The organism is Mucilaginibacter sp. BGA-UO-ETr-C110, from assembly GCF_059567985.1.
In genome coordinates this window covers 6,201,726-6,220,958 of sequence record NZ_JCAQPB010000002.1, presented here as the reverse complement: position 1 = coordinate 6,220,958, position 19,233 = coordinate 6,201,726, and the positions used below count along the sequence as shown (strand labels likewise).

Sequence of the window (19,233 nt, the reverse complement as noted above, 5' to 3'; positions counted from 1 at the left end):
ATTAATATCTAATCTTAAAATGCTCCTGCTCGGCCCGTCCTGATTTGAAGAATACCAGTCCTATCCAAAACAGATCGACCGTTACCGTAACCTGCGGATGCGCTTTGATCTGCGCCCAGGCTTCCTTCATACCTTCGCTCCAGTAAATATCATCAAATATCAGCAGGGTATCTTCATGCACTTTTGGCAGGCACCATTCAAAATATTTCAAAGTGGCATCTTTCTGATGGTTGCCATCCACAAATACAAAGTCGAGCTGATCGAGTTTGCGGATAACGCCCGGCAGGTTATCATCAAAGTTGCCGGTTATCAATTCAATCTCTTTAAAGCCTGCCTGCGCAAATGTTTCTTTGGCCACCCCGGCTGTTTGCGGACAGCCTTCCATGGTATAAATGTGCGCATTTGGAGCGCCTTCCTGCAGGTAAAGCGTGGTGATACCCAGACAGGTACCCAGTTCAATAATATTGCGTGGTTTAAAGCGGGCGGCCAGCCGGTAAAGCAATTGCGCCAGTTTGGGTTGCTTTAAAGCATTGGCGGCAATGTCGCCTATTCTTTTTTGTCGGTTATTATTCAAATGTGATCCTGCGCCCAGATCGGTCACGGTGATCACACGATTGTCAACAAGTAATTTTTTGCGGATATTTTCAATCTCGTGGTATGTTTTTTGGGCGGCATGATCGTAAATAACTGAATCAACCAGCTGATAAACAAACGGAGAGTGTAAGCCGTGCCTGTTTTTTGCCCGGATGCGGTGCAACAGGTAATCCTTAACAAACCTAAAATTTAACATCGCTGTAAAAATAAATAAAGGTTTAGTATTTTAGCATTACAGCGTATGATTAATCCAACTGAAGTAAATTCCCTGATTCGCTTGCTTGACGACCCTGATAGTGAGATATATGAGCATGTGCATGACAAACTATTGGCATATGGTGTGGAAGCCATCGCTTTCCTGGAAAGCGCTTTTGAGCAGGCTTTTGATGCCGTACAGCAAGAACGTATAGCCAACCTGGTTCATGAAATTCAGTTCATCACCCTTAAAAACGACCTGAAACTCTGGCATCAGAGCGGGGCATTTGACCTGTTACAGGGTATCCTCATCATTAACCGCTACCAATACCCCGATCTGGACGAACAAAAGATCATTAACCAGATAGAAGGCATCAAACGCGACATCTGGATACAGATGATGCATGAAGCCAGTCCCAAGGAGCAGATCAAGTTGATCAATCATGTGTTTTATAATATATACGGCTTCAGCGGCAATACCTCTAATCACCTCGATCCGCAAAATAGCTACCTGAGCCAGGTGCTGGACATCAAAAAAGGTAACCAGATATCGCTGGCTATCATTTATTCGATAGTTGCCCAAAAGCTGGATATACCGGTATACGGCGTAAACCTGCCACAGCATTTTATTTTAGCTTACCTGGATGAGAGCCAACAAAGCGAATTTGAAAGCGGCATCCTGTTTTACATCAACGCCTTTAATAAGGGCTTTATATTTGGTCGTCGGGATGTAGATATGTTCCTGAAGCAGCTGAACCTGAAAGCCGATAAGCAGTTTTATGAACCCTGCTCCAATACCGATATCATTCGCCGGGTGATCCGTAACCTGATCAGCGCCTATGAGAATCTGGGCTCAGCAGAAAAGGTTGATGAGATGAACGAGTTGTTGGCAATATTGGAATAATCAAATCCACTCCCCCCCATTTATGCATACACCATTGGATGATATCATTACTCCGCGATTGATACTTCGCCTCATGAGCCATGATGTTATCGAAGCGTGTTTAGCCGGTAATTTACGAAGCGCCGGGCGATTGCTTGGAGCCAGCATTCCAAAAGAATTATTGGAACATACCAGCAGTTTTGAATATGGTCAGCGGCAGCTCAACAATGATCCTGATTATTTCCCCTGGTCGGCTCGGGCCGTTATCTTACCCGAGGAACAGGTAATGATCGGCCTGATCCGTTTCCATAGCCGCCCGGATCCGGAATATCTGCATGCTTATGTTCGGGACGCCGTTGAATTAGGCTACCGAATATTCAAAGGATACAGGAGACTTAATTATGCAACTGAAGCCATCAAAGCGATGATAGCCTGGGCAGAAACCGAATTTGGTGTTACTAAATTTGCTGCTTCTGTATCGCCGGAAAATAACCCCTCACTTCAATTAGTAACCCGTTTAGGTTTTACAAAAATCGGCGAGGCCATGGATGAGGTGGATGGTATGGAGTATATCTTTCTGCATATTACCTCATAATTAGGCCGAACGCAACTCCAATACTTTAGGTTTTTGATTTAAAAGTATTTTTGAATATCCAACTAAAAAAAATCAATATCAAATTCAAAAGGACGCTTATCCAAACATAAGAATTATAAAAAAAGATAGTGCTTGTTAAAACTCCGTGACTTAAAAAATCAATGGTTATTAAAACGCACAAAAAGGATATTTCTATCATGGAAACAAACAACAACCTTATCCTGATATTTTCCTTTTTATAAAAAAGCAACAAATAGGGAGCCATTACCACTAAAACAACTAAGTTTAAGGCCAGGTCACTTTTCATTCCTTCTTTTTATGAGCATTGTATTTACCCATCCTACTTTCCCTTCAAAAACCCATTCTCATCTAACCAGCTTGTAGCCCAGTCAAACCATTTGCCTTTGTTCTTGGAATTGTTTAAGCCAAAGCCGTGACCGCCTTCCTGAAACAGGTGCATTTCGGCCTTTACGCCGTTTTTAAGCAGGGCATCATAAAACAGCAGACTGTTTTGTACAGGTACAGTTTTATCATCCTCAGCATGTACTAAAAACGTTGGCGGGGTATTGGCGGTAATTTGTTTCTCATTGGAATACAGATCGACCTGTGCCGCAGATGGTGTTTTACCGATCAGGTTTTCGCGCGAACCCACATGGGCCTGCTCGCCAAAAGTGATCACCGGGTAAATCAGCATCATAAAATCGGGACGTACGCTGATGCCGTTGTTTTCAATTACAGGTTTATCAAAATGAGTACCAGCTGTAGAGGCCAGATGCCCGCCTGCCGAAAAACCGATAATACCGATCTTGTTGGGATCGATACCCCATTCGGCGGCCCGTTTGCGGACGATCATAATGGCAGTTTGTGCATCCTGCAGCGGACCAATGGATTTATCCTGCATGATCTCATCACTGGGTAAGCGGTATTTTAAAACAAAAGCGGTAACACCAATTTTATTAAACTCCTGCGCAATGGCCATACCCTCATGTGCCGAAGCCAACCCGGAATAACCACCACCTGGAATAACTATTACAGCAGCATTATTAGCCTTATCTTTTGGCAAAAAATAGGGTGTAAGTGTTGGCTGACTAACGTGGTCTATCCAGGATCGCTGATCAGTTTTCTCAACATATGCAGCAGGGGTAGGTTTGGAATTGGGTACACCTTTGGGATATAATGGGATTGCCTTCTCCTGGCTATACGCCGCCGTTGTTACTATCATTAAAATAAAAGCTGATAAAATGGTTCTCATAAAAAGATTTGTAAATGGGTTAGCAAGTTACAATTTCTGTCTAAAACAAAAAACGGTGCTTTCAATTATGAAAGCACCGTTGAATTTTAATAAGAAATGTCATGCTGAACTTGTTTCAGCATCTCATATGCAAGGTAGAATTGCATAGTACACCGAGTATATGGGATCCCGAAATAAATTCGGGATGACTTGCTTGTATTTTATTTAGCTTTTTGGCCCGCCAAATTCCATCAGGTAAGCTTTTAGGAATTCGTTAAGCTCACCATCCAATACCGCGGCGGCATTAGAGGTTTCATGATCGGTACGCAGGTCTTTCACCAGTTTGTATGGATGAAGCACGTAGTTACGGATCTGTGAGCCCCACTCAATTTTCTTTTTGTTACCTTCAATGGCATTGGAGATCTCCATACGTTTGCGCATCTCAATTTCATACAATTGCGATTTGAGCAAGCGGATAGCGTTATCCTTATTTTGCAGCTGCGAACGCGATTCCTGGTTTTTGATAATGATGCCCGATGGCTTGTGATATAAACGTACCGCGGTTTCCACCTTGTTCACGTTCTGTCCACCGGCACCACCAGAGCGGAAGGTTTCAAACTCAATATCAGCAGGGTTAATATCGATCTCGATGGTATCATCAACCAGGGGATAAACATATACCGAGGCAAATGAAGTATGGCGCTTGGCATTGGCATCAAACGGCGATACCCGTACCAGGCGGTGAACACCATTCTCGCCTTTTAAATAACCATAGGCAAAATCACCTTCCAGTTGCAGGGTTACGGTTTTTACACCGGCCACATCACCCGGCTGATAATCCTGCTCGGTAACTTTGTAGCCATTTTTTTCGCCCCACATAATATACATACGCATGAGCATGCCCGCCCAGTCGCAGCTTTCGGTACCACCGGCACCGGCTGTAATTTGTAAAACGGCGTTAAACTGGTCTTCCTCGGCCGAAAGCATATTTTTGAATTCCAGCTCTTCGACTACTTTGATGGCTTGATTGTATTGCTCCTGCATTTCTGCTTCGGTAGCATCGCCGCCCTGGTAAAATTCAAAAAGCACGCCGGCATCATCAATTACGGATGATACTTTCTGAAACTCATCTGTCCATACTTTTTTGGTTTTGATGGATGCCAGTACTTTTTCGGCTTCTTTGGGCTGATCCCAAAAATGAGGGCCAACAGTTATTTCCTGTTCTATTTTTAATTGGTCAAGCTTCTTGTCGATGTCAAAGATGCCTCCTCAGGGAAACTAATCTATCCCTTAAATCCTGAATCTGTTCTTTAGTCATTTGGCAAATATATACAATTTGATAATCGGCATAAATAAAAAAGTTCCGTAAAGCAGCGGGTGATATTCTATTAAGCTATGCTTAATAGAGGGAGGGAAGCATGATCCTTAAACAAAGTAATAGCCTATGGTTAAACATTTCAAAAAAGGGTGTCATGCTGAGCTCCGTCGAAGTATGGTGGGTAGGCCTCTGCGCTCTACCCTTCGACGGAGCTCAGGGTGACAGCCCCTTTTGGATATTATTTATTTGTTCTGTCTAACCGTGTGCTATTACTTTAAACAGAGGCTATTTTGCTAAAAAGTGGGTTTACATGGTTTACACTTTTTATGGTTTACACTTTTGTATATATTTGAAAATAAGATAATTACATTAATTTTCTTATCATAAGTGGGTTTACACTGTAAACCATAATTTTCCGCCGTATTGCCATCTGAATAAATTCCGGAAGGAATTGGTCAAAGTAAACCCAGGCGTTTACCCCAACAAAAAAGGCCCGCAAAATTGCGGGCCTTATAATGTCAGTTATATTTTATTAAGCCACCATCAGTTTATTAACCAATAAGCTCAGGTCGGCTTTGTTACCATTTAGTTTGGTAAGCATGTTAGTTAAACCAAATTCTTTGATCTGTTCGCTTTTTGACTCTCTTACCAATTCCTGCATTACCTGTGGTATCAGCGCATTTGCAGCAGCCAGTGATTGTACCGGGTCGATATGATAAAAAGTATTCAAACGGTTGGCAAAGCGGTTAACCATGCTTGATACTAAAGAATGATTGTAAATACCCGACGATTGAAAGTACTTGACAAGTTCTTTCAATTTGCCATTTTCCATATGGCCTTTTAAAACCTCAATAATTGAACTTGAGGCTTCAATCATCACTGCCTCGCGGTGCTTAGCAGGTATCACAGGGTTGTTAACAACAGCCGTCCCGGCGTTATTTTTTACAAGCAAAAAAAGTTTTTCAAACATGACCTTTTTTATTTTTACTTTTAAATTTACAAATTGATGATAAATCGTCCATTTGATTACCAACAAGACAAATATATCAAATAACTATTTGAAATATCCAAACAATTGTCAAATATTTTTAAAATTTTCGTAATTTTTAGGTGTAAAACAAACACTATGTAAGCAGTGTTAAAATAACACTAAGAATTGTTAGTTTCATATTTAATATCCACCTAACAATTAACTTGTTACTTTTGTTAAAAAACACTTCAATTATGCTGCCAAATATCGATTTTACCACCACCCAGAGTTATAAATATTTAACAGACCACTACATCGATATCGTATCAAAAAGCCTGAAAGAGCTATTTGATACTGATAAAGAGCGTTTTACAAAATTCCATATCCAGTTTGAAGACATTTTGTTTGACTATTCCAAAAACCGGATCGACGAGCAAACTATCGCTTTATTGATACAGTTAGCTAAGGAATGTTCAGTAAATAAGGCAATTGAGGCCATGTTCTCGGGCGAAAGAATTAACGTTACTGAAGACCGCCCGGTGCTGCATATTGCCCTGCGTAACCGTAGCAACAAACCGATTTATGTTGACGGCAAAGATGTGATGCCCGATGTAAATAAAGTGCTTGATCACATGAAAGATTTCAGTCACGCCATTATATCCGGCGACTGGAAAGGCTATACCGGCAAACCGATCACCGATGTGGTGAATATTGGTATTGGCGGTTCAGACCTGGGTCCGGTAATGGTTACCGAAGCGTTAAAGGCTTACAAGAACCATTTGACCCTACACTTTGTATCTAACGTAGACGGCACGCACATTGCCGAAACTTTAAAAGTGGTTGATCCGGAAACTACTTTATTCCTCATCGCTTCCAAAACATTCACCACGCAGGAAACTATGGCGAATGCGCATAGCGCCCGCGACTGGTTCCTGGCTGCCGGAGCAAAAGAGGCTGATGTGGCCAAGCATTTCGCCGCCCTGTCAACCAATGCCGCTGCTGTTGGAAAATTCGGTATCGACACCAAAAACATGTTTGAATTTTGGGATTGGGTTGGCGGTCGTTACTCTTTATGGAGCGCTATTGGCCTGTCTATCTCTTTAAGCATTGGCTTTGATAATTTTGTGAAACTGCTGGAAGGTGCTCATGCTACAGACGAGCATTTCCGCACTACCGAGTTCGACCAGAACATCCCGGTTATACAGGCTTTGATCGGTATCTGGTATAATAACTTCTTTGAATCAGAAACCAACGTGATATTACCATACGACCAGTACATGCATCGTTTTGCCGCTTACTTTCAACAGGGCGATATGGAAAGCAATGGTAAACATGTGGATCGCAATGGCAAAGAGGTTGATTACTCTACCGGCCCGATCATCTGGGGCGAACCAGGCACCAATGGTCAGCACGCTTTTTATCAGCTGATACACCAGGGCACCAAACTGATCCCTGCCGATTTTATAGCGCCTGCACAATCACACAATCCGCTTGGCGAACATCATAACATGTTACTGTCAAACTTCTTTGCGCAAACCGAAGCTTTAATGAACGGTAAAACCGAAGAAGTAGTGATCGACGAGTTAAAAGCGGCCGGTAAATCAGAAGCAGAGATAGCTGAAATAGCGCCTTTCAAAGTGTTTGAAGGTAACCGTCCTACCAACTCATTCCTGCTTAAAAAGATCACTCCTCATAGTTTAGGTTCGTTAATAGCCATGTACGAGCACAAAATATTTGTACAGGGCATTATCTGGAACATCTATAGCTTTGACCAATGGGGTGTTGAGCTGGGCAAACAACTGGCCGGCAAGATCCTTCCTGAATTGAAAGATAACAGTGAGATCAGCAGCCACGATTCGTCGACCAATGGTTTGATCAATCAGTATAAGGTCTGGAGGTAGCCCTCCAGCCTCCTGAAGGGGGGGGCATCAAGATGCCAGATGTGCAGATTTCAGATGTGCAGCTATGCAAATGATCCGTATTAAACAGATTTTAAAAGCATCTGCACATCTGAAACGGCGAAGCCCTCAACGGAGTTAATTTGCACATCTGCACATCAAAAAGCAAGAGTTGATTTAATCGGCTCTTGCTTTTTTTATGCTTTTTATTTTTTCTACGCTTAAACTTTAGCGTTAAAACAGTCTCTATATCCATATAATTTCAAGAACAATTAATATGACCAAACCTTTTAAACCGTTCATAATAGTACTGTTGACTGTTATGATTACATCATGTGGCGTAATCCGTGAAAACATAGATGCGGGAAGACCCGTAAATCTGAGCGTACTAAAATTAGGAATGAGCAAAGATGAAGCGCAGAAGTATTTAAACAAAAAACCAGATAATACCGTAGCCGCAAAAAACTATCCTGATACTAAAACATTTATTGAGGTTGTACAATATAGCCAGCAATACTATCTGAATGGCGATACCAACCGGCCCGTTATTGAAAGCTACTGGCTATATTTTGTAAACGATAAGCTCGATAAATGGGAAAAAGCCAACCCACATCACACACCCTGGATTTAGCCCCCCAGCCCCCTAAAGGGGGAGCATTAAGATGTGCAAATTTTAAATGTGCAGATGTGCAAATGATCCGTATTAAACAGATTTTAAAAGCATCTGCACATTTGAAATTTGCACATCTACACATCTTAATGCTCCCCCTTTAGGGGGTTGGGGGGTTAATCTTTATCTGGTACAAATGCGGCCACTTTTTGCCGGTTACAAACAAGCGCTTACCTTGTGCATCCCAGGCTATGCCATTCATTACATCGGCATTGGGATTTCTGGATGCTTCCGGATATAAGTTGCTTAAGTCGACTTTTTGTAATACTACACCTGTTTTAGGGTCTATTACTAATATGTTATTGGTATGATATACATTGGCGTATATCTTGCCATCGATATATTCCAGTTCGTTAACTTCCTCTACCTGTCCTTTATCATCATATACATCAATAAAACCAATTTGCTTATAAGTGTCTTTATCCAGAAAAAAGATCCGGTTGGTTTTATCATCCATGTATAGTTTTTTGCCATCGAAACACATACCCCATCCCTCAACGCCTACATTATTGGCAAATGTGCTTAGTAATTTAAAGCTGTCTTTATCATAAACATAACCTATCTTTTCCAGGTAGGTTAACTGGATGATCTTGTTGCCTACAATAGAGATACCTTCGCCAAAAACTTTTGGATCAAGCATAATTTGTTTGATCGATTTGCCGGTAGTCAGGTCAACTTTTCTTAATCTTGACTGCACATCTTTTGATTGTCCCGGCGGAGGGTCAAGATAACCGCCCCCGCTTTCATAAAGCGCGCCATCCTGGTAAAGCAAACCTTCGGTATAGCAGCTGGTATCATGCGGAAATACTTTTTCAACCTTATAGGTCAGCATCTCAGGCGCTTTAGCAGCTGTCAAAATAATATTGGTGGTTACTTCCTGATCTTTACCCCCGGCGTATACTTTCGCGGTAATCACTTTAATACCCAAAGGGATGGTATCTGTTTTAAGGCTGATCCCTGCCGAATCTTTACCCACACCCAATTTTAAGGCGTCCAGCAGGTACACTATAGAATCCGGTTTTGCATCCGCAGGAAGGCTCACCTTGATCTTTACCTCATCACCTGACTTGTAGGAGGTACCAGCTTCGGGGCTGAGGGTATAGTCAGCGCCGCTTTCTTTTGGTTTATTATTGCAGCTACAGCCAAATGCCAATAAGGCGCAGGCGGCAAAAAGTACTTTTATTTTATTATTCATCAATATATCAGCTGGTCGAAGGCCAAAACGCATCTTCAATATGGTTTAGTATATAATTTTTATCCCTGTCAAACAAAATAGCGATAATATCAAACCGCACATCGCCCTGGTGGTTCATGAGGTAAATATATTCATCTGCGGCATCAGTCAGTAAGCAAAGAATAAATATTTAGCATGCTGTAGGTATGCGACCTGGGTGCTGACTTTTTTCGACAAAGCTTTAACCCCGATGGGGTTTGCAGAATTCCTTAATTTAATAACATTGGGATAAGGATGGCTATTTGCTCAGCTTTATCTGGTACAAATGCGGCCATTTTTTGCCAGTCACAAACAGGCGTTTGGTAGCGGCATCATAGGCTATACCATTGAGTACATTATTACCCCAATCCCTGTCCTGCGGACGGCTGGCCATGGGGTAAATATCTTTCAGATCCACCTTCTGTAGTACGGCTCCCGTTTTGGGATTAATGACCAGTATATCATCTTTTTGGTAAACATTAGCATACAGCTTGCCATCAATGTATTCCAACTCGTTTACTGAATCAACCTTTGCTTTATCATCACAAACATCAATGTACCCTTTTTGCTGATAGGTATCCTTATCCAGAAACCAGATACGGTTGGTACTATCATCCATATATAATTTTTTGCCGTCAAAGCACATACCCCAGCCTTCTACACCCACATTATTGGTAAATGTGCTTAATGGCTTTAATGAGTTTTTATCATACACAAAACCAACCTTTTCCCTGTAGGTAAGCTGGATAACCTTATCGCCTATTACAGATAACCCTTCTCCAAAATATTGCGATCCAAGTTTGGTAAGTTTCAATATCTTTCCTGTCTCCAGATCCACTTTTCTTATAGTGGAATGTCCCGGTTCGCCGGTGCTTTCATACAGAACACCATCCGCATACTGCAGCCCTTCAGTGTAGGCACTGGTATCATGCGGAAACACTTTTTCAACTTTATAGGTCAGCAATTCCGGTGCTTTAGCAGCCAGTAAAATAATATTCGTGGTTACTTCCTGATCTTTACCACCGGCATACACTTTGGCGGTAATCACTTTTATACCCAGCGGAATAGTATCTGTTTTGATGCTGATACTAGCTGAATCTTTAGCCACACCCACTTTCAGGGCATCCATGAGGTACACGATGGAATCTGGTTTACTATCGGCAGGCAGACTTACTTTAACTTTTACTTCATCGCCGGATTTGTAGGAGGTACCGGCCTCGGGACTGATGGTATAATCAGCACTGTTATCTTTTGGTTTATTATTACAGCTACAGCCAAACGTGAATAAGGCACAGGCGGCAAAAAGTATTTTTATTTTATTATTCATTAATAAATCAACTGGTCGAAGGCCAAAACGCATCTTCAATATGGTTTAGTTTATAATTTTTATCCCGGTCAAACAAAATAGCGATAATATCAAACCGCACATCGCCCTGGTGGTTCATGAGGTAAATATATTCATCTGCGGCATCAGCCAGTAATTTTTGTTTACGGGCATCCACAAAATCCTCCGGTTCACCAAAACCATTGCCAGTGCGGGTTTTTACTTCGGTAAATATAATAACCTTGTCTTTATAAGCAATCAGATCTATCTCGGCTTTTCCGTGGGTCCAGTTCTCGTCCAGTATTTCATAACCGGTATTTTCCAGGTGTGTTTTGGCTAAAGCTTCGCCGGTGCGACCCAAGTCGAGGTGTTTGGCCATTATTTAAAAGAATCAAGAGTCAAGAACCAAGAATTAAGACAATAGTAAAAAAAGACAATGGCAAGATGGCAGTTAAGTGGATTTACCGCTGTACTAAAAATCATATCCGGACTGGTTTTTTTGTTCCTATCTTGATTCCTGACTCTAATATCTTGATTCCAGTTTTCCATTATTTGATAATTACCGAGCCTAAAAAATCGGAGATCATTTTTTCGACCTTCTTCATGCGGATATACTGGTTCAGTAATATTTCCTGGTCGGCTTCGGTCTCGGCCTTTTGCAGTTCGTTGCGCAGGTTCTCCAGCATTTTACCCACTTTATGTTTTTTGAGGTGGAATATGGCACCCAGGATGGCAGCCTTCATGTTGTCCTGCTCATCATGTATCATGATCCTGTGCATCTCGTACCAGTTTTCGCTCAGCGTATACTTGGTAGCCAGCATGGTTACGGTGAGGTCAACAATTCCTTTATCCTGATGATGAATAAAATAGGTATCATCGGGCAGTACACCGTTCTCCACTTCCTGCCGGTACAGGTCTGTAAACATCTTGCACACCGGGTGTTCAAAGGTAACGTCGCCGAGCTCAGCTATCATAAACGGACCGATATAGGTATTGGCGATGCCGTCCCAGTCGATCATTCTATTTCCGTACAAGAGCAATAGCCGGATGATCTCTTTTTCCTGCGTACTTTCGTCTTTTGCTTCCTGAACCTCGGGTTCATCAAAAAAGTTGGGCTCATCCGGAGGAGCTGGTGAATACCTGGTATTTTGCTGTTGCTGACCATCCTTTTTGGCTTTGGCCTGCCGCATTTTATTCAATTCAGACAGCAGCGAACGCTCATCTATCTGTAACAGATAACTACATTCCTTAATGAAAACCGAAGCCTTGATCGAGTCCGGGATCTTGGCAATACTCTCTACGATCTCGCGGATAATTTCGGCTTTTTTTATTGGATCGTTACCGGCATCTTTTAAAAGCAGGTTGGCTTTATAAAGGATAAAATCCTTTTTATTTTCCTCAATATGCTTTTTGAAAGCGTTGGTACCTACCAATCGCACATAAGAGTCGGGGTCATGTCCATCCGGGAAAGAGACCACTTTTACATTAAGTCCCGCTTCCAATATCATATCCAGTCCACGCAAAGATGCTTTGATACCAGCCGCGTCGCCATCATACAAAATGGTGATATTCTGGGTAAAACGACCTATCAGTCTGATCTGTTCCGAAGTTAGCGAGGTACCTGATGATGCCACCACATTTTCGATACCCGCCTGGTGAACCGACAGCACATCGGCATAACCTTCTACCAGGTAACAGTTATCCTCATCGCGGATAGCTTTTTTGGCAAAGTATAAACCATAAAGTACGTTTGATTTATGGTAGATCTCACTCTCGGGCGAGTTTACATATTTGGGTACGTTCTTGTCTTTTTTAAGCGTACGACCACCAAAAGCGATGACACGCCCGGTAAAACTATGTATCGGGAACATCACACGGCCCCGGTATCTGTCGTACAACGTACCATTGTCGCGTTTAACCGATAAGCCGCTTTCCTCTAAAAATTGCTGCTGATAGCCCTGGTTGATGGCGGTACCAGTAAAAGCCTCCCACTGATCGGGCGAGTAACCCAATTCGAACTTTTTGATGGTTTCGGTACTGAAACCGCGTTCTTTAAAATAGCTCAGGCCGATATTCCTGCCTTCTTCGCTATCCAGCAAACTTTCATGAAAAAATTTGGCGGCAAAAGCCGTCACGATCATAAGGCTTTCACGGCGCAGATCTTCTTCTTTATTTTCGGGATGATCAACGGTTTCTTCAACCTCGATACCGTACTTTTTGGCCAGCCATTTTAAAGCTTCGGGATAACTGAATTTCTCCAGCTCCATCAAAAAAGTAACCGCTGAGCCACCTTTCCCCGTCGAGAAATCCTTAAAAATACCTTTCGCCGGTGATACCGTGAACGATGGGGTACGCTCATTGGCAAAAGGCGACAAGCCCACGTAGTTGGCACCGCGCTTTTTTAACTGCACAAATTCCCCTATCACCTCCACAATGTCGGTGGCTTCCATAATACGGTCGATAGTGGATTTTATGATCATGCGCTAAAATGCAAAGGTAGAGTATCGGGTATCAAGTATCAAGTAGTTAGTACCAAGTATCATGGGTTCTTTTATAAAAAGAATTTCGTTTGTCTTGATACTTGATACTAACTACTTGATACTAACCGATTGCTTTCCTTTTAAAAATGTTACCGCTATCCCGGCAAGCACAATCACGCTGCCAATTATTTCTTTCAGCTGTAAACTTTCATGTAGTAAAATTACCGCTATAATACCGGCAATTACCGTTTGTCCCAAAAGCGCTATGGCTACCTTTGTACTCTCCAAAAACCGCAGTGAATAGTTAATGGTTATCCAGCCGGTTAACTGGCAAAGCAGGCTCATCCCCAAAAAACAAAGCCAGCTGTTTAAAGAAAAGTTAACCAGGTTATTGCCCTGCCAACAGCCGATGATCAGCAGAAATAAACTCGCCGCCAGCATATTATAAAACATAAACGACAGGGTACCTATCCGCTGTAAAATATTATTGGTTATCACAATGTAAACGGAATAAAACATACTGGCCAGGAGTGCCAGTACAATACCGATATTAAACTGAAGATTGAGTATATTCTGGTAACCCACTAAAATGATCATCCCTAATATGGCAATACCCGTACCTGCCCAAAACAACATCCCCGATTTTTTACGCAAGATGAAAAAGCTGATGAGCCCAACCCAAACCGGCGCCAGGTTAGCCAACAGGGTTGATACGGTGGCGCTGATATGCCCCAACGAAATATTCCAAACGGCGATGTCTGAGGCAAAGATGAGGCCGCCCAGGAAAGCGGTTAACAGATCTTTAGTGGCTATTTTAAGATTAACCTTCCAGAAGCACCATGGAGCCAATACCAGCCAGGCCAAAAATACCCTGTAAAATGCCGCAGTAATTGGCGGAGCCCCACAAAGCTTTACAAATATGGGCGAAAAAGCTATACATAAAATACCAATAAAAAGACTGATCTTGGGATTCATAGGGGCGACAGGTGAGCGGCAAATTTAAGGAAATAGGTTATTAAAAATCATCCTTCCTGTATCAAAACAACATCTGTCTGCGTAATTTTATTAAACCAAACCACCAACCATGAAAAAAACCTTATTTACCTTACTAATATTACTTGCCCTGGTTATTACGTCCTGTAACAAACGCCGCAATTGCTGCGTGCTGCCCAAGCCTCCTGAAGCTATTTTAGCATCAAAAGCCGGCATAAACTGGAAAGCGCCATCACAAATAAGTTATACCAATCCCAACAATACAGATACCGTTAGTTTAAGCGGGCATGTGGGCGAAGAGAATATCAATTTTATACTAAAAAAAACAGATGCAAGCCATTATACCCTGGTTAATGCAACCTACTTTACTACCGTTGGGCAGGATGTCATAGTGAGCAGCTATAGTCTGGATAAATCCAAAAGCAATACGTTTACCTCTACTATATTTGGCGATGGAAAAATAACAGAAGGCAACTTTACCTTGTATTTCAGCCGTACTTATGGCAGTCCGGTCACTGCCTACCCTGATACAATGAGTTTTAAGAACGGTTATTACCGGGCAACCTGGTCTTCAAAATAGCTCAAACCGCTCTGCTTGGTTACATAATTAATTGTATTTTTGCGGCTCTAAAAAATATATTATATGAGTCAGCGAGTAAAGATTAAAGCATTGCTGCAAAGTCAGCAAACCGACATTGATGTAACTGTAAAAGGATGGGTGCGTGCATTCCGTTCCAATCGTTTCATTGCTTTAAATGATGGCTCAACAAATAATAACATCCAAATTGTAGTTGATTTCGAAAATACAGACCCTGCCCTGCTGAAACGCATTACTGTGGGTGCTGCTTTAAGCGTTGCCGGTAAATTAGTTGCTTCGCAGGGTAAAGGTCAAACTGTTGAAGTTATAGCCACCGATATTGAAATACTGGGCGACAGCGATCCTGAAAAATACCCTATCCAGCCAAAAAAACACAGTCTGGAGTTTTTGAGGGAGAACGCCCACCTGCGTTTCCGCACCAGTACTTTTGGGGCGATATTCCGGGTGCGCAACAGCCTGGCATTCGCGGTACACCAGTTTTTTCAGGAGCGTGGTTTTATTTACCTGCATACACCTGTGATCACCGCATCTGACGCGGAAGGTGCTGGCGAAACTTTCCACGTGACCAATTTCGATCTGGATAACATCCCGAAAACAGATACCGGCGAGATCGATTTTAAACAGGACTTTTTTGGCCGCCCAACCAATCTTACGGTATCCGGGCAACTGGAAGGTGAGCTTGGCGCTATGGCCCTTAGCGATGTATATACTTTTGGCCCAACTTTCCGTGCCGAAAACTCCAACACTACCCGCCACCTGGCCGAGTTTTGGATGATCGAACCTGAAGTTGCCTTCAACAGCCTGGACGATAACATGGATCTGGCCGAAGAGATGCTGAAATATGTGATCAAATACGCCCTGGACAAAAATGCCGATGATATCGAGTTTTTAACCCAGCGCCTGGAGGAAGAGGAAAAACAAAAACCACAGAACGAACGCTCAGAAATGAGTCTGCTTGAAAAACTACAGTTTTGTTTAAATCACGACTTTGAACGCCTTACTTATACCGAGGCTATCGACATCCTGAAGGAATCGACCCCGAACAAAAAGAAAAAGTTCCAATACCCTATTGAGGGCTGGGGAACCGATCTGCAAAGCGAACACGAGCGTTACCTGGTGGAGAAACACTTCAAAAAACCGGTGATCCTAACCGATTATCCAAAGGAGATCAAGGCATTTTACATGCGCCAGAACGACGACGGCAAAACTGTTGGCGCTATGGATATCCTATTCCCGGGTATTGGCGAAATTATAGGCGGATCAGCCCGTGAAGAACGTTTGGATAAGCTGGAACAACGTATGGACGAAATGGATATCCCTAAAGACGAGCTTTGGTGGTACCTGGATACCCGTCGTTTTGGCTCTTGTCCGCACGCTGGTTTCGGCCTGGGTTTTGAACGCCTGGTACTGTTTGTAACCGGTATGGGCAATATCCGCGATGTGATCCCTTTCCCAAGGTTCCCAAAAAATGCTGAGTTTTAACCGTTGATTTTTATTGATTACGTTGATATCGCTGATTTATAAAAAGTATGTCATTGCGAGGAACGAAGCAATCGCGAACTGTGCATTTCGCTCTGCGTATGATGAGATTGCCACGCTATCGCTCGCAATGACATGAATTAATAAGTCTATATGCCAGTAATTGAATTAGCTACCCATATTAATGCACCCATAGCGAAATGTTTCGATCTGGCCCGGAATATTGATGTGCATGTAGCTTCAACCCGGCATACCGGCGAAACTGCCATTGCAGGCCGTACCAGCGGGCTCATTGAACTCGGCGAATGGGTTACCTGGCGGGCTAAACACTTTGGCCTTTGGCAAACCTTAACCTCAAAAATCACCGAGTTGGAATACCCCAACTTTTTTACCGACGAAATGGTGCAGGGCGCTTTCAAAAGCTTCAGGCATGAACATTACTTTTTTGCGATCAAAGAGGAAACCCTGATGAAAGACATCTTCCGGTACGAATCGCCGTATGGAACTATATTCGATCTTGTTTTTTTGCAGAACTACATGCGCCGGCTTTTAGAAAAACGCAACCTGGTGATCAAAGAAATAGCTGAGGCCCGCCAGCCCCTGAAAGGGGAGCAATTAATAATTTAAAGTAAAAATATCGGATTTCGAATGTCGAACACCGAAGTACTTCGAAATTCATTATTCAAGATTCGTTGTTCAATATTCTTATTTAAAGCATTTACTATGACCTTTAACTCAACCATTCTTATCCACCCGGGACTGGGAAACTCCGGTCCGGCGCACTGGCAGTCGCTTTGGGAAAAACAATTTAACTTTGGTCGTATTGAACAACAGGACTGGGATACCCCGGTTTGCAACGACTGGATATCAACCCTCAACAGCTATGTGCAACAACATGATCCCCAAAACGTGATCCTGGTTGGGCACAGCCTGGCTTGCACCACCATAGCCTATTGGGCACAGCAATACAAGGTAAATATTAAAGGCGTCCTGTTGGTTGCTCCAAGTGATACCGAGGCTGATACTTATCCCGAAGGCACTACCGGTTTTACACCTGTTCCCCTGATAAAACTACCTTTCAAGAGCATCACCGTAGCCAGCAGCAACGACTATTATGTAACCGCCGAACGGGCTAAATTATTTGCCGATAGCTGGGGTAGTGAATTGGTAGAAATTGGCGATGCTGGCCATATTAATTTAGCATCCGGTTATGGCGAATGGCCCCAGGGTCTTGAGCTGTTGAAACAATTGGATAATTGATATATTTAACCCTACGAAACCCAACCACGTCATTGCGAGGTACGAAGCAATCCCCGATTAGCAGAGTCGCTCTGTAAAGTATAGAGATTGCTTCGTACCTCGCAATGACGCATTTTTTGTTATTTAATACTCATCCCATGCTCGTAAGCCCCTCCATACTCCGCGTTTTTACTGAAAATATTTTCAAGGCTATTGGCTGCAGTGTTGAGCATGCAACCCTTGCTGCTGATGTTTTACTGCGTTCTGATCTGCGGGGGATTGACTCGCATGGGGTAGCCCGTTTGAGCGGCTATGTGCGCCTTTGGGAGAAGAATCGCATCAATGCCACACCCAATATCCACATAGTACACGAAACGCCCACTACGGCCACCGTTGACGGCGATGCAGGTCTTGGCTTGGTGGTTGCTCCCTTTGCTATGCAAGTGGCCATCAAAAAGGCCGAATTATATGGCTCGGGCTGGGTATCGGTACGCAATTCCAACCATTTTGGTATTGCGGGCTATCACGCGCTGATGGCAGTAGAAAAAGACATGATCGGTTTTGCCATGACCAATGCCAGCCCGCTGGTGGCGCCTACTTTTTCGAGCGAGCGGCTGTTGGGTACCAATCCTATGTGCTATGCCTTCCCGGCTGGTCATTACCCACCTGTCGTGGTCGATCTGGCTACCTCAGCAGCGGCCAATGGCAAGCTGGAAATAGCCCAGCGATTAGGTAAACAAGTGCCAGAAGGCTGGATTCAGGACAAAGGCGGCAACTATACTACCGATCCGCATGCCCTTAAAACCGGCGGGGCGTTGTTACCACTGGGTGGCGACCGTGACCACGGCAGTCATAAAGGCTTTGGACTGAGCGCTACGGTGGATATTTTGTCGGCGGTGCTATCCGGTGCCAATTATGGGCCCTGGGTGCCTCCTTTTGTGGCTTTTCTGGATCCCCCGGCTAACCCGGTGGGGCAAGGTATCGGTCATTTTGTGGGCGCTATGCGGGTAGATGGTTTCCGCCCGGTTGATGAATTTAAGAGCCACCTGGATAACTGGATAATGCGCTTTAAGACCTCCGCAACTGTCGACCCAACCCGGAAGGTCATTATCCCCGGTGAGCCCGAACTGAAGGCCGAACACCATCGTGGTACCCATGGTATACCCCTGGTTGATGCCGTTGTAGCCGACCTCCATATTTTGGCCGAACGTTTTGGCGTGGAACCATTGCAGGGTTTATAATTTATTCCGGCACTACACATGTGCACTACATGATGACTAACGCGTCCTGTAGGATCTTGAAACAAATTCAGGATGACTTTTCTTTTCTGTTAATCTATAAAATCCAGTCATGCCGAACTTGTTTCGGCATCCCATTGGCAAGGTGTACAACATGATAACCGACTTGTCCTGTGAGATCCTGAAACAAGTTCAGGATGACTTATCTTTTCTAGTATAAGACTAAACGCGTCATTGCGAACGTAGTGTGGCAATCCCCGACTGGCAGAGCCGCCCTGTACAGCATAGAGATTGCTTCGTACCTCGCAATGACGC

General features: G+C 43.4%; 18 protein-coding genes. 9 read left to right on the top strand and 9 right to left on the bottom strand.

Translation table 11 applies throughout. The features are described 5' to 3' along the window. Position 1 precedes the first annotated feature (1 nt). Positions 2-790 carry an O-methyltransferase gene (locus tag AC57BQ_RS26850; protein WP_496409169.1) on the bottom strand — a complete coding sequence of 263 codons (789 nt, stop codon included), beginning with the start codon at positions 788-790 and terminating at the stop codon, positions 2-4. 45 nt (positions 791-835) lie between these two features. Between AC57BQ_RS26850 and AC57BQ_RS26845 the strand changes: the two genes are divergently transcribed. Beyond that, positions 836-1,693 carry a transglutaminase-like domain-containing protein gene (locus tag AC57BQ_RS26845; protein WP_496409168.1) on the top strand — a complete coding sequence of 286 codons (858 nt, stop codon included), beginning with the start codon at positions 836-838 and terminating at the stop codon, positions 1,691-1,693. A 22-nt stretch (positions 1,694-1,715) separates the two neighbouring features. Further along, complete coding sequence (locus AC57BQ_RS26840) at positions 1,716-2,267, top strand: GNAT family N-acetyltransferase (RefSeq protein ID WP_496409167.1); 552 nt, start codon at positions 1,716-1,718, stop codon at positions 2,265-2,267. Positions 2,268-2,607: 340 nt separating this feature from the next. Here AC57BQ_RS26840 and AC57BQ_RS26835 read toward each other — a convergent pair whose 3' ends face one another. From AC57BQ_RS26835 to AC57BQ_RS26825, 3 genes are all read right to left on the bottom strand, one after another. Next, positions 2,608-3,519, bottom strand: coding sequence for an alpha/beta hydrolase (locus tag AC57BQ_RS26835; RefSeq protein ID WP_496409166.1), 912 nt, complete (start codon positions 3,517-3,519; stop codon positions 2,608-2,610). Between the two features lie 204 nt (positions 3,520-3,723). Beyond that, a protein-coding gene (gene prfB, locus AC57BQ_RS26830) for a peptide chain release factor 2 (RefSeq protein ID WP_496409165.1) occupies positions 3,724-4,816 on the bottom strand; the annotation gives its coding sequence in 2 pieces (ribosomal slippage) (positions 3,724-4,755 and positions 4,757-4,816; 1,092 coding nt in all). A gap of 532 nt (positions 4,817-5,348) precedes the next feature. Further along, on the bottom strand, positions 5,349-5,786 hold the full coding sequence (locus tag AC57BQ_RS26825; protein WP_496409164.1) for a hypothetical protein: 438 nt from the start codon (positions 5,784-5,786) through the stop codon (positions 5,349-5,351). Between the two features lie 254 nt (positions 5,787-6,040). Here AC57BQ_RS26825 and pgi point away from each other — a divergent pair, with 254 nt between their 5' ends. Both pgi and AC57BQ_RS26815 read left to right on the top strand, forming a co-directional pair. Next, entirely contained in the window at positions 6,041-7,687 is a 1,647-nt protein-coding gene (pgi, locus tag AC57BQ_RS26820) for a glucose-6-phosphate isomerase (RefSeq protein ID WP_496409163.1), read from the top strand. 397 nt (positions 7,688-8,084) lie between these two features. Next, positions 8,085-8,315: a hypothetical protein gene (locus AC57BQ_RS26815; RefSeq protein ID WP_496409162.1), complete on the top strand. Its 231-nt coding sequence runs from the start codon at positions 8,085-8,087 to the stop codon at positions 8,313-8,315. 139 nt (positions 8,316-8,454) lie between these two features. Here the strand turns inward: AC57BQ_RS26815 and AC57BQ_RS26810 are convergent, their stop codons facing one another. The 5 genes from AC57BQ_RS26810 to AC57BQ_RS26790 all read right to left on the bottom strand — a co-directional run bounded on the left by AC57BQ_RS26810 (position 8,455) and on the right by AC57BQ_RS26790 (position 14,346). Next, complete coding sequence (locus AC57BQ_RS26810) at positions 8,455-9,549, bottom strand: glutaminyl-peptide cyclotransferase (RefSeq protein WP_496409161.1); 1,095 nt, start codon at positions 9,547-9,549, stop codon at positions 8,455-8,457. Between the two features lie 277 nt (positions 9,550-9,826). Continuing rightward, positions 9,827-10,894, bottom strand: coding sequence for a glutaminyl-peptide cyclotransferase (locus AC57BQ_RS26805; RefSeq protein WP_496409160.1), 1,068 nt, complete (start codon positions 10,892-10,894; stop codon positions 9,827-9,829). A 7-nt stretch (positions 10,895-10,901) separates the two neighbouring features. Beyond that, positions 10,902-11,270 carry a YraN family protein gene (locus tag AC57BQ_RS26800; protein ID WP_496409159.1) on the bottom strand — a complete coding sequence of 123 codons (369 nt, stop codon included), beginning with the start codon at positions 11,268-11,270 and terminating at the stop codon, positions 10,902-10,904. Between the two features lie 169 nt (positions 11,271-11,439). After that, a complete protein-coding gene (dnaG, locus tag AC57BQ_RS26795; protein ID WP_496409158.1) occupies positions 11,440-13,371 on the bottom strand; it encodes a DNA primase in 1,932 nt (643 codons plus the stop codon). 111 nt (positions 13,372-13,482) lie between these two features. Then, the gene (locus tag AC57BQ_RS26790; protein WP_496409157.1) at positions 13,483-14,346 is read right to left on the bottom strand and encodes a DMT family transporter; all 864 of its coding nucleotides are present in this window, start codon (positions 14,344-14,346) and stop codon (positions 13,483-13,485) included. A gap of 109 nt (positions 14,347-14,455) precedes the next feature. Between AC57BQ_RS26790 and AC57BQ_RS26785 the strand changes: the two genes are divergently transcribed. The 5 genes from AC57BQ_RS26785 (at position 14,456) to AC57BQ_RS26765 (ending at position 18,921) form a co-directional block, all read left to right on the top strand. Continuing rightward, positions 14,456-14,944 (top strand): hypothetical protein, encoded by a 489-nt coding sequence (locus AC57BQ_RS26785; protein ID WP_496409156.1) that lies wholly within the window; start codon positions 14,456-14,458, stop codon positions 14,942-14,944. 63 nt (positions 14,945-15,007) lie between these two features. Further along, on the top strand, positions 15,008-16,444 hold the full coding sequence (gene asnS / locus AC57BQ_RS26780; RefSeq protein ID WP_496409155.1) for an asparagine--tRNA ligase: 1,437 nt from the start codon (positions 15,008-15,010) through the stop codon (positions 16,442-16,444). A gap of 150 nt (positions 16,445-16,594) precedes the next feature. Next, positions 16,595-17,068, top strand: coding sequence for an SRPBCC family protein (locus AC57BQ_RS26775; protein WP_496409154.1), 474 nt, complete (start codon positions 16,595-16,597; stop codon positions 17,066-17,068). Between the two features lie 96 nt (positions 17,069-17,164). Further along, positions 17,165-17,701 (top strand): RBBP9/YdeN family alpha/beta hydrolase, encoded by a 537-nt coding sequence (locus AC57BQ_RS26770; protein ID WP_496409153.1) that lies wholly within the window; start codon positions 17,165-17,167, stop codon positions 17,699-17,701. A gap of 137 nt (positions 17,702-17,838) precedes the next feature. Then, positions 17,839-18,921, top strand: coding sequence for an Ldh family oxidoreductase (locus tag AC57BQ_RS26765; protein WP_496409152.1), 1,083 nt, complete (start codon positions 17,839-17,841; stop codon positions 18,919-18,921). Positions 18,922-19,233 lie beyond the last annotated feature (312 nt).

Bases quoted from the DNA above. Each gene is read 5' to 3' on its own strand.
- dnaG (WP_496409158.1), bottom strand. From the start codon at position 13,371: ATGATCATAAAATCCACTATCGACCGTATTATGGAAGCCACCGACATT.
- AC57BQ_RS26765 (WP_496409152.1), top strand. From the start codon at position 17,839: ATGCTCGTAAGCCCCTCCATACTCCGCGTTTTTACTGAAAATATTTTC.
- AC57BQ_RS26810 (WP_496409161.1), bottom strand. From the start codon at position 9,549: ATGAATAATAAAATAAAAGTACTTTTTGCCGCCTGCGCCTTATTGGCA.
- AC57BQ_RS26790 (WP_496409157.1), bottom strand. From the start codon at position 14,346: ATGAATCCCAAGATCAGTCTTTTTATTGGTATTTTATGTATAGCTTTT.
- AC57BQ_RS26840 (WP_496409167.1), top strand. From the start codon at position 1,716: ATGCATACACCATTGGATGATATCATTACTCCGCGATTGATACTTCGC.
- AC57BQ_RS26775 (WP_496409154.1), top strand. From the start codon at position 16,595: ATGCCAGTAATTGAATTAGCTACCCATATTAATGCACCCATAGCGAAA.
- AC57BQ_RS26845 (WP_496409168.1), top strand. From the start codon at position 836: ATGATTAATCCAACTGAAGTAAATTCCCTGATTCGCTTGCTTGACGAC.
- AC57BQ_RS26815 (WP_496409162.1), top strand. From the start codon at position 8,085: ATGAGCAAAGATGAAGCGCAGAAGTATTTAAACAAAAAACCAGATAAT.
- pgi (WP_496409163.1), top strand. From the start codon at position 6,041: ATGCTGCCAAATATCGATTTTACCACCACCCAGAGTTATAAATATTTA.
- AC57BQ_RS26835 (WP_496409166.1), bottom strand. From the start codon at position 3,519: ATGAGAACCATTTTATCAGCTTTTATTTTAATGATAGTAACAACGGCG.
- AC57BQ_RS26825 (WP_496409164.1), bottom strand. From the start codon at position 5,786: ATGTTTGAAAAACTTTTTTTGCTTGTAAAAAATAACGCCGGGACGGCT.
- AC57BQ_RS26850 (WP_496409169.1), bottom strand. From the start codon at position 790: ATGTTAAATTTTAGGTTTGTTAAGGATTACCTGTTGCACCGCATCCGG.
- asnS (WP_496409155.1), top strand. From the start codon at position 15,008: ATGAGTCAGCGAGTAAAGATTAAAGCATTGCTGCAAAGTCAGCAAACC.
- AC57BQ_RS26805 (WP_496409160.1), bottom strand. From the start codon at position 10,894: ATGAATAATAAAATAAAAATACTTTTTGCCGCCTGTGCCTTATTCACG.
- AC57BQ_RS26785 (WP_496409156.1), top strand. From the start codon at position 14,456: ATGAAAAAAACCTTATTTACCTTACTAATATTACTTGCCCTGGTTATT.
- AC57BQ_RS26770 (WP_496409153.1), top strand. From the start codon at position 17,165: ATGACCTTTAACTCAACCATTCTTATCCACCCGGGACTGGGAAACTCC.
- AC57BQ_RS26800 (WP_496409159.1), bottom strand. From the start codon at position 11,270: ATGGCCAAACACCTCGACTTGGGTCGCACCGGCGAAGCTTTAGCCAAA.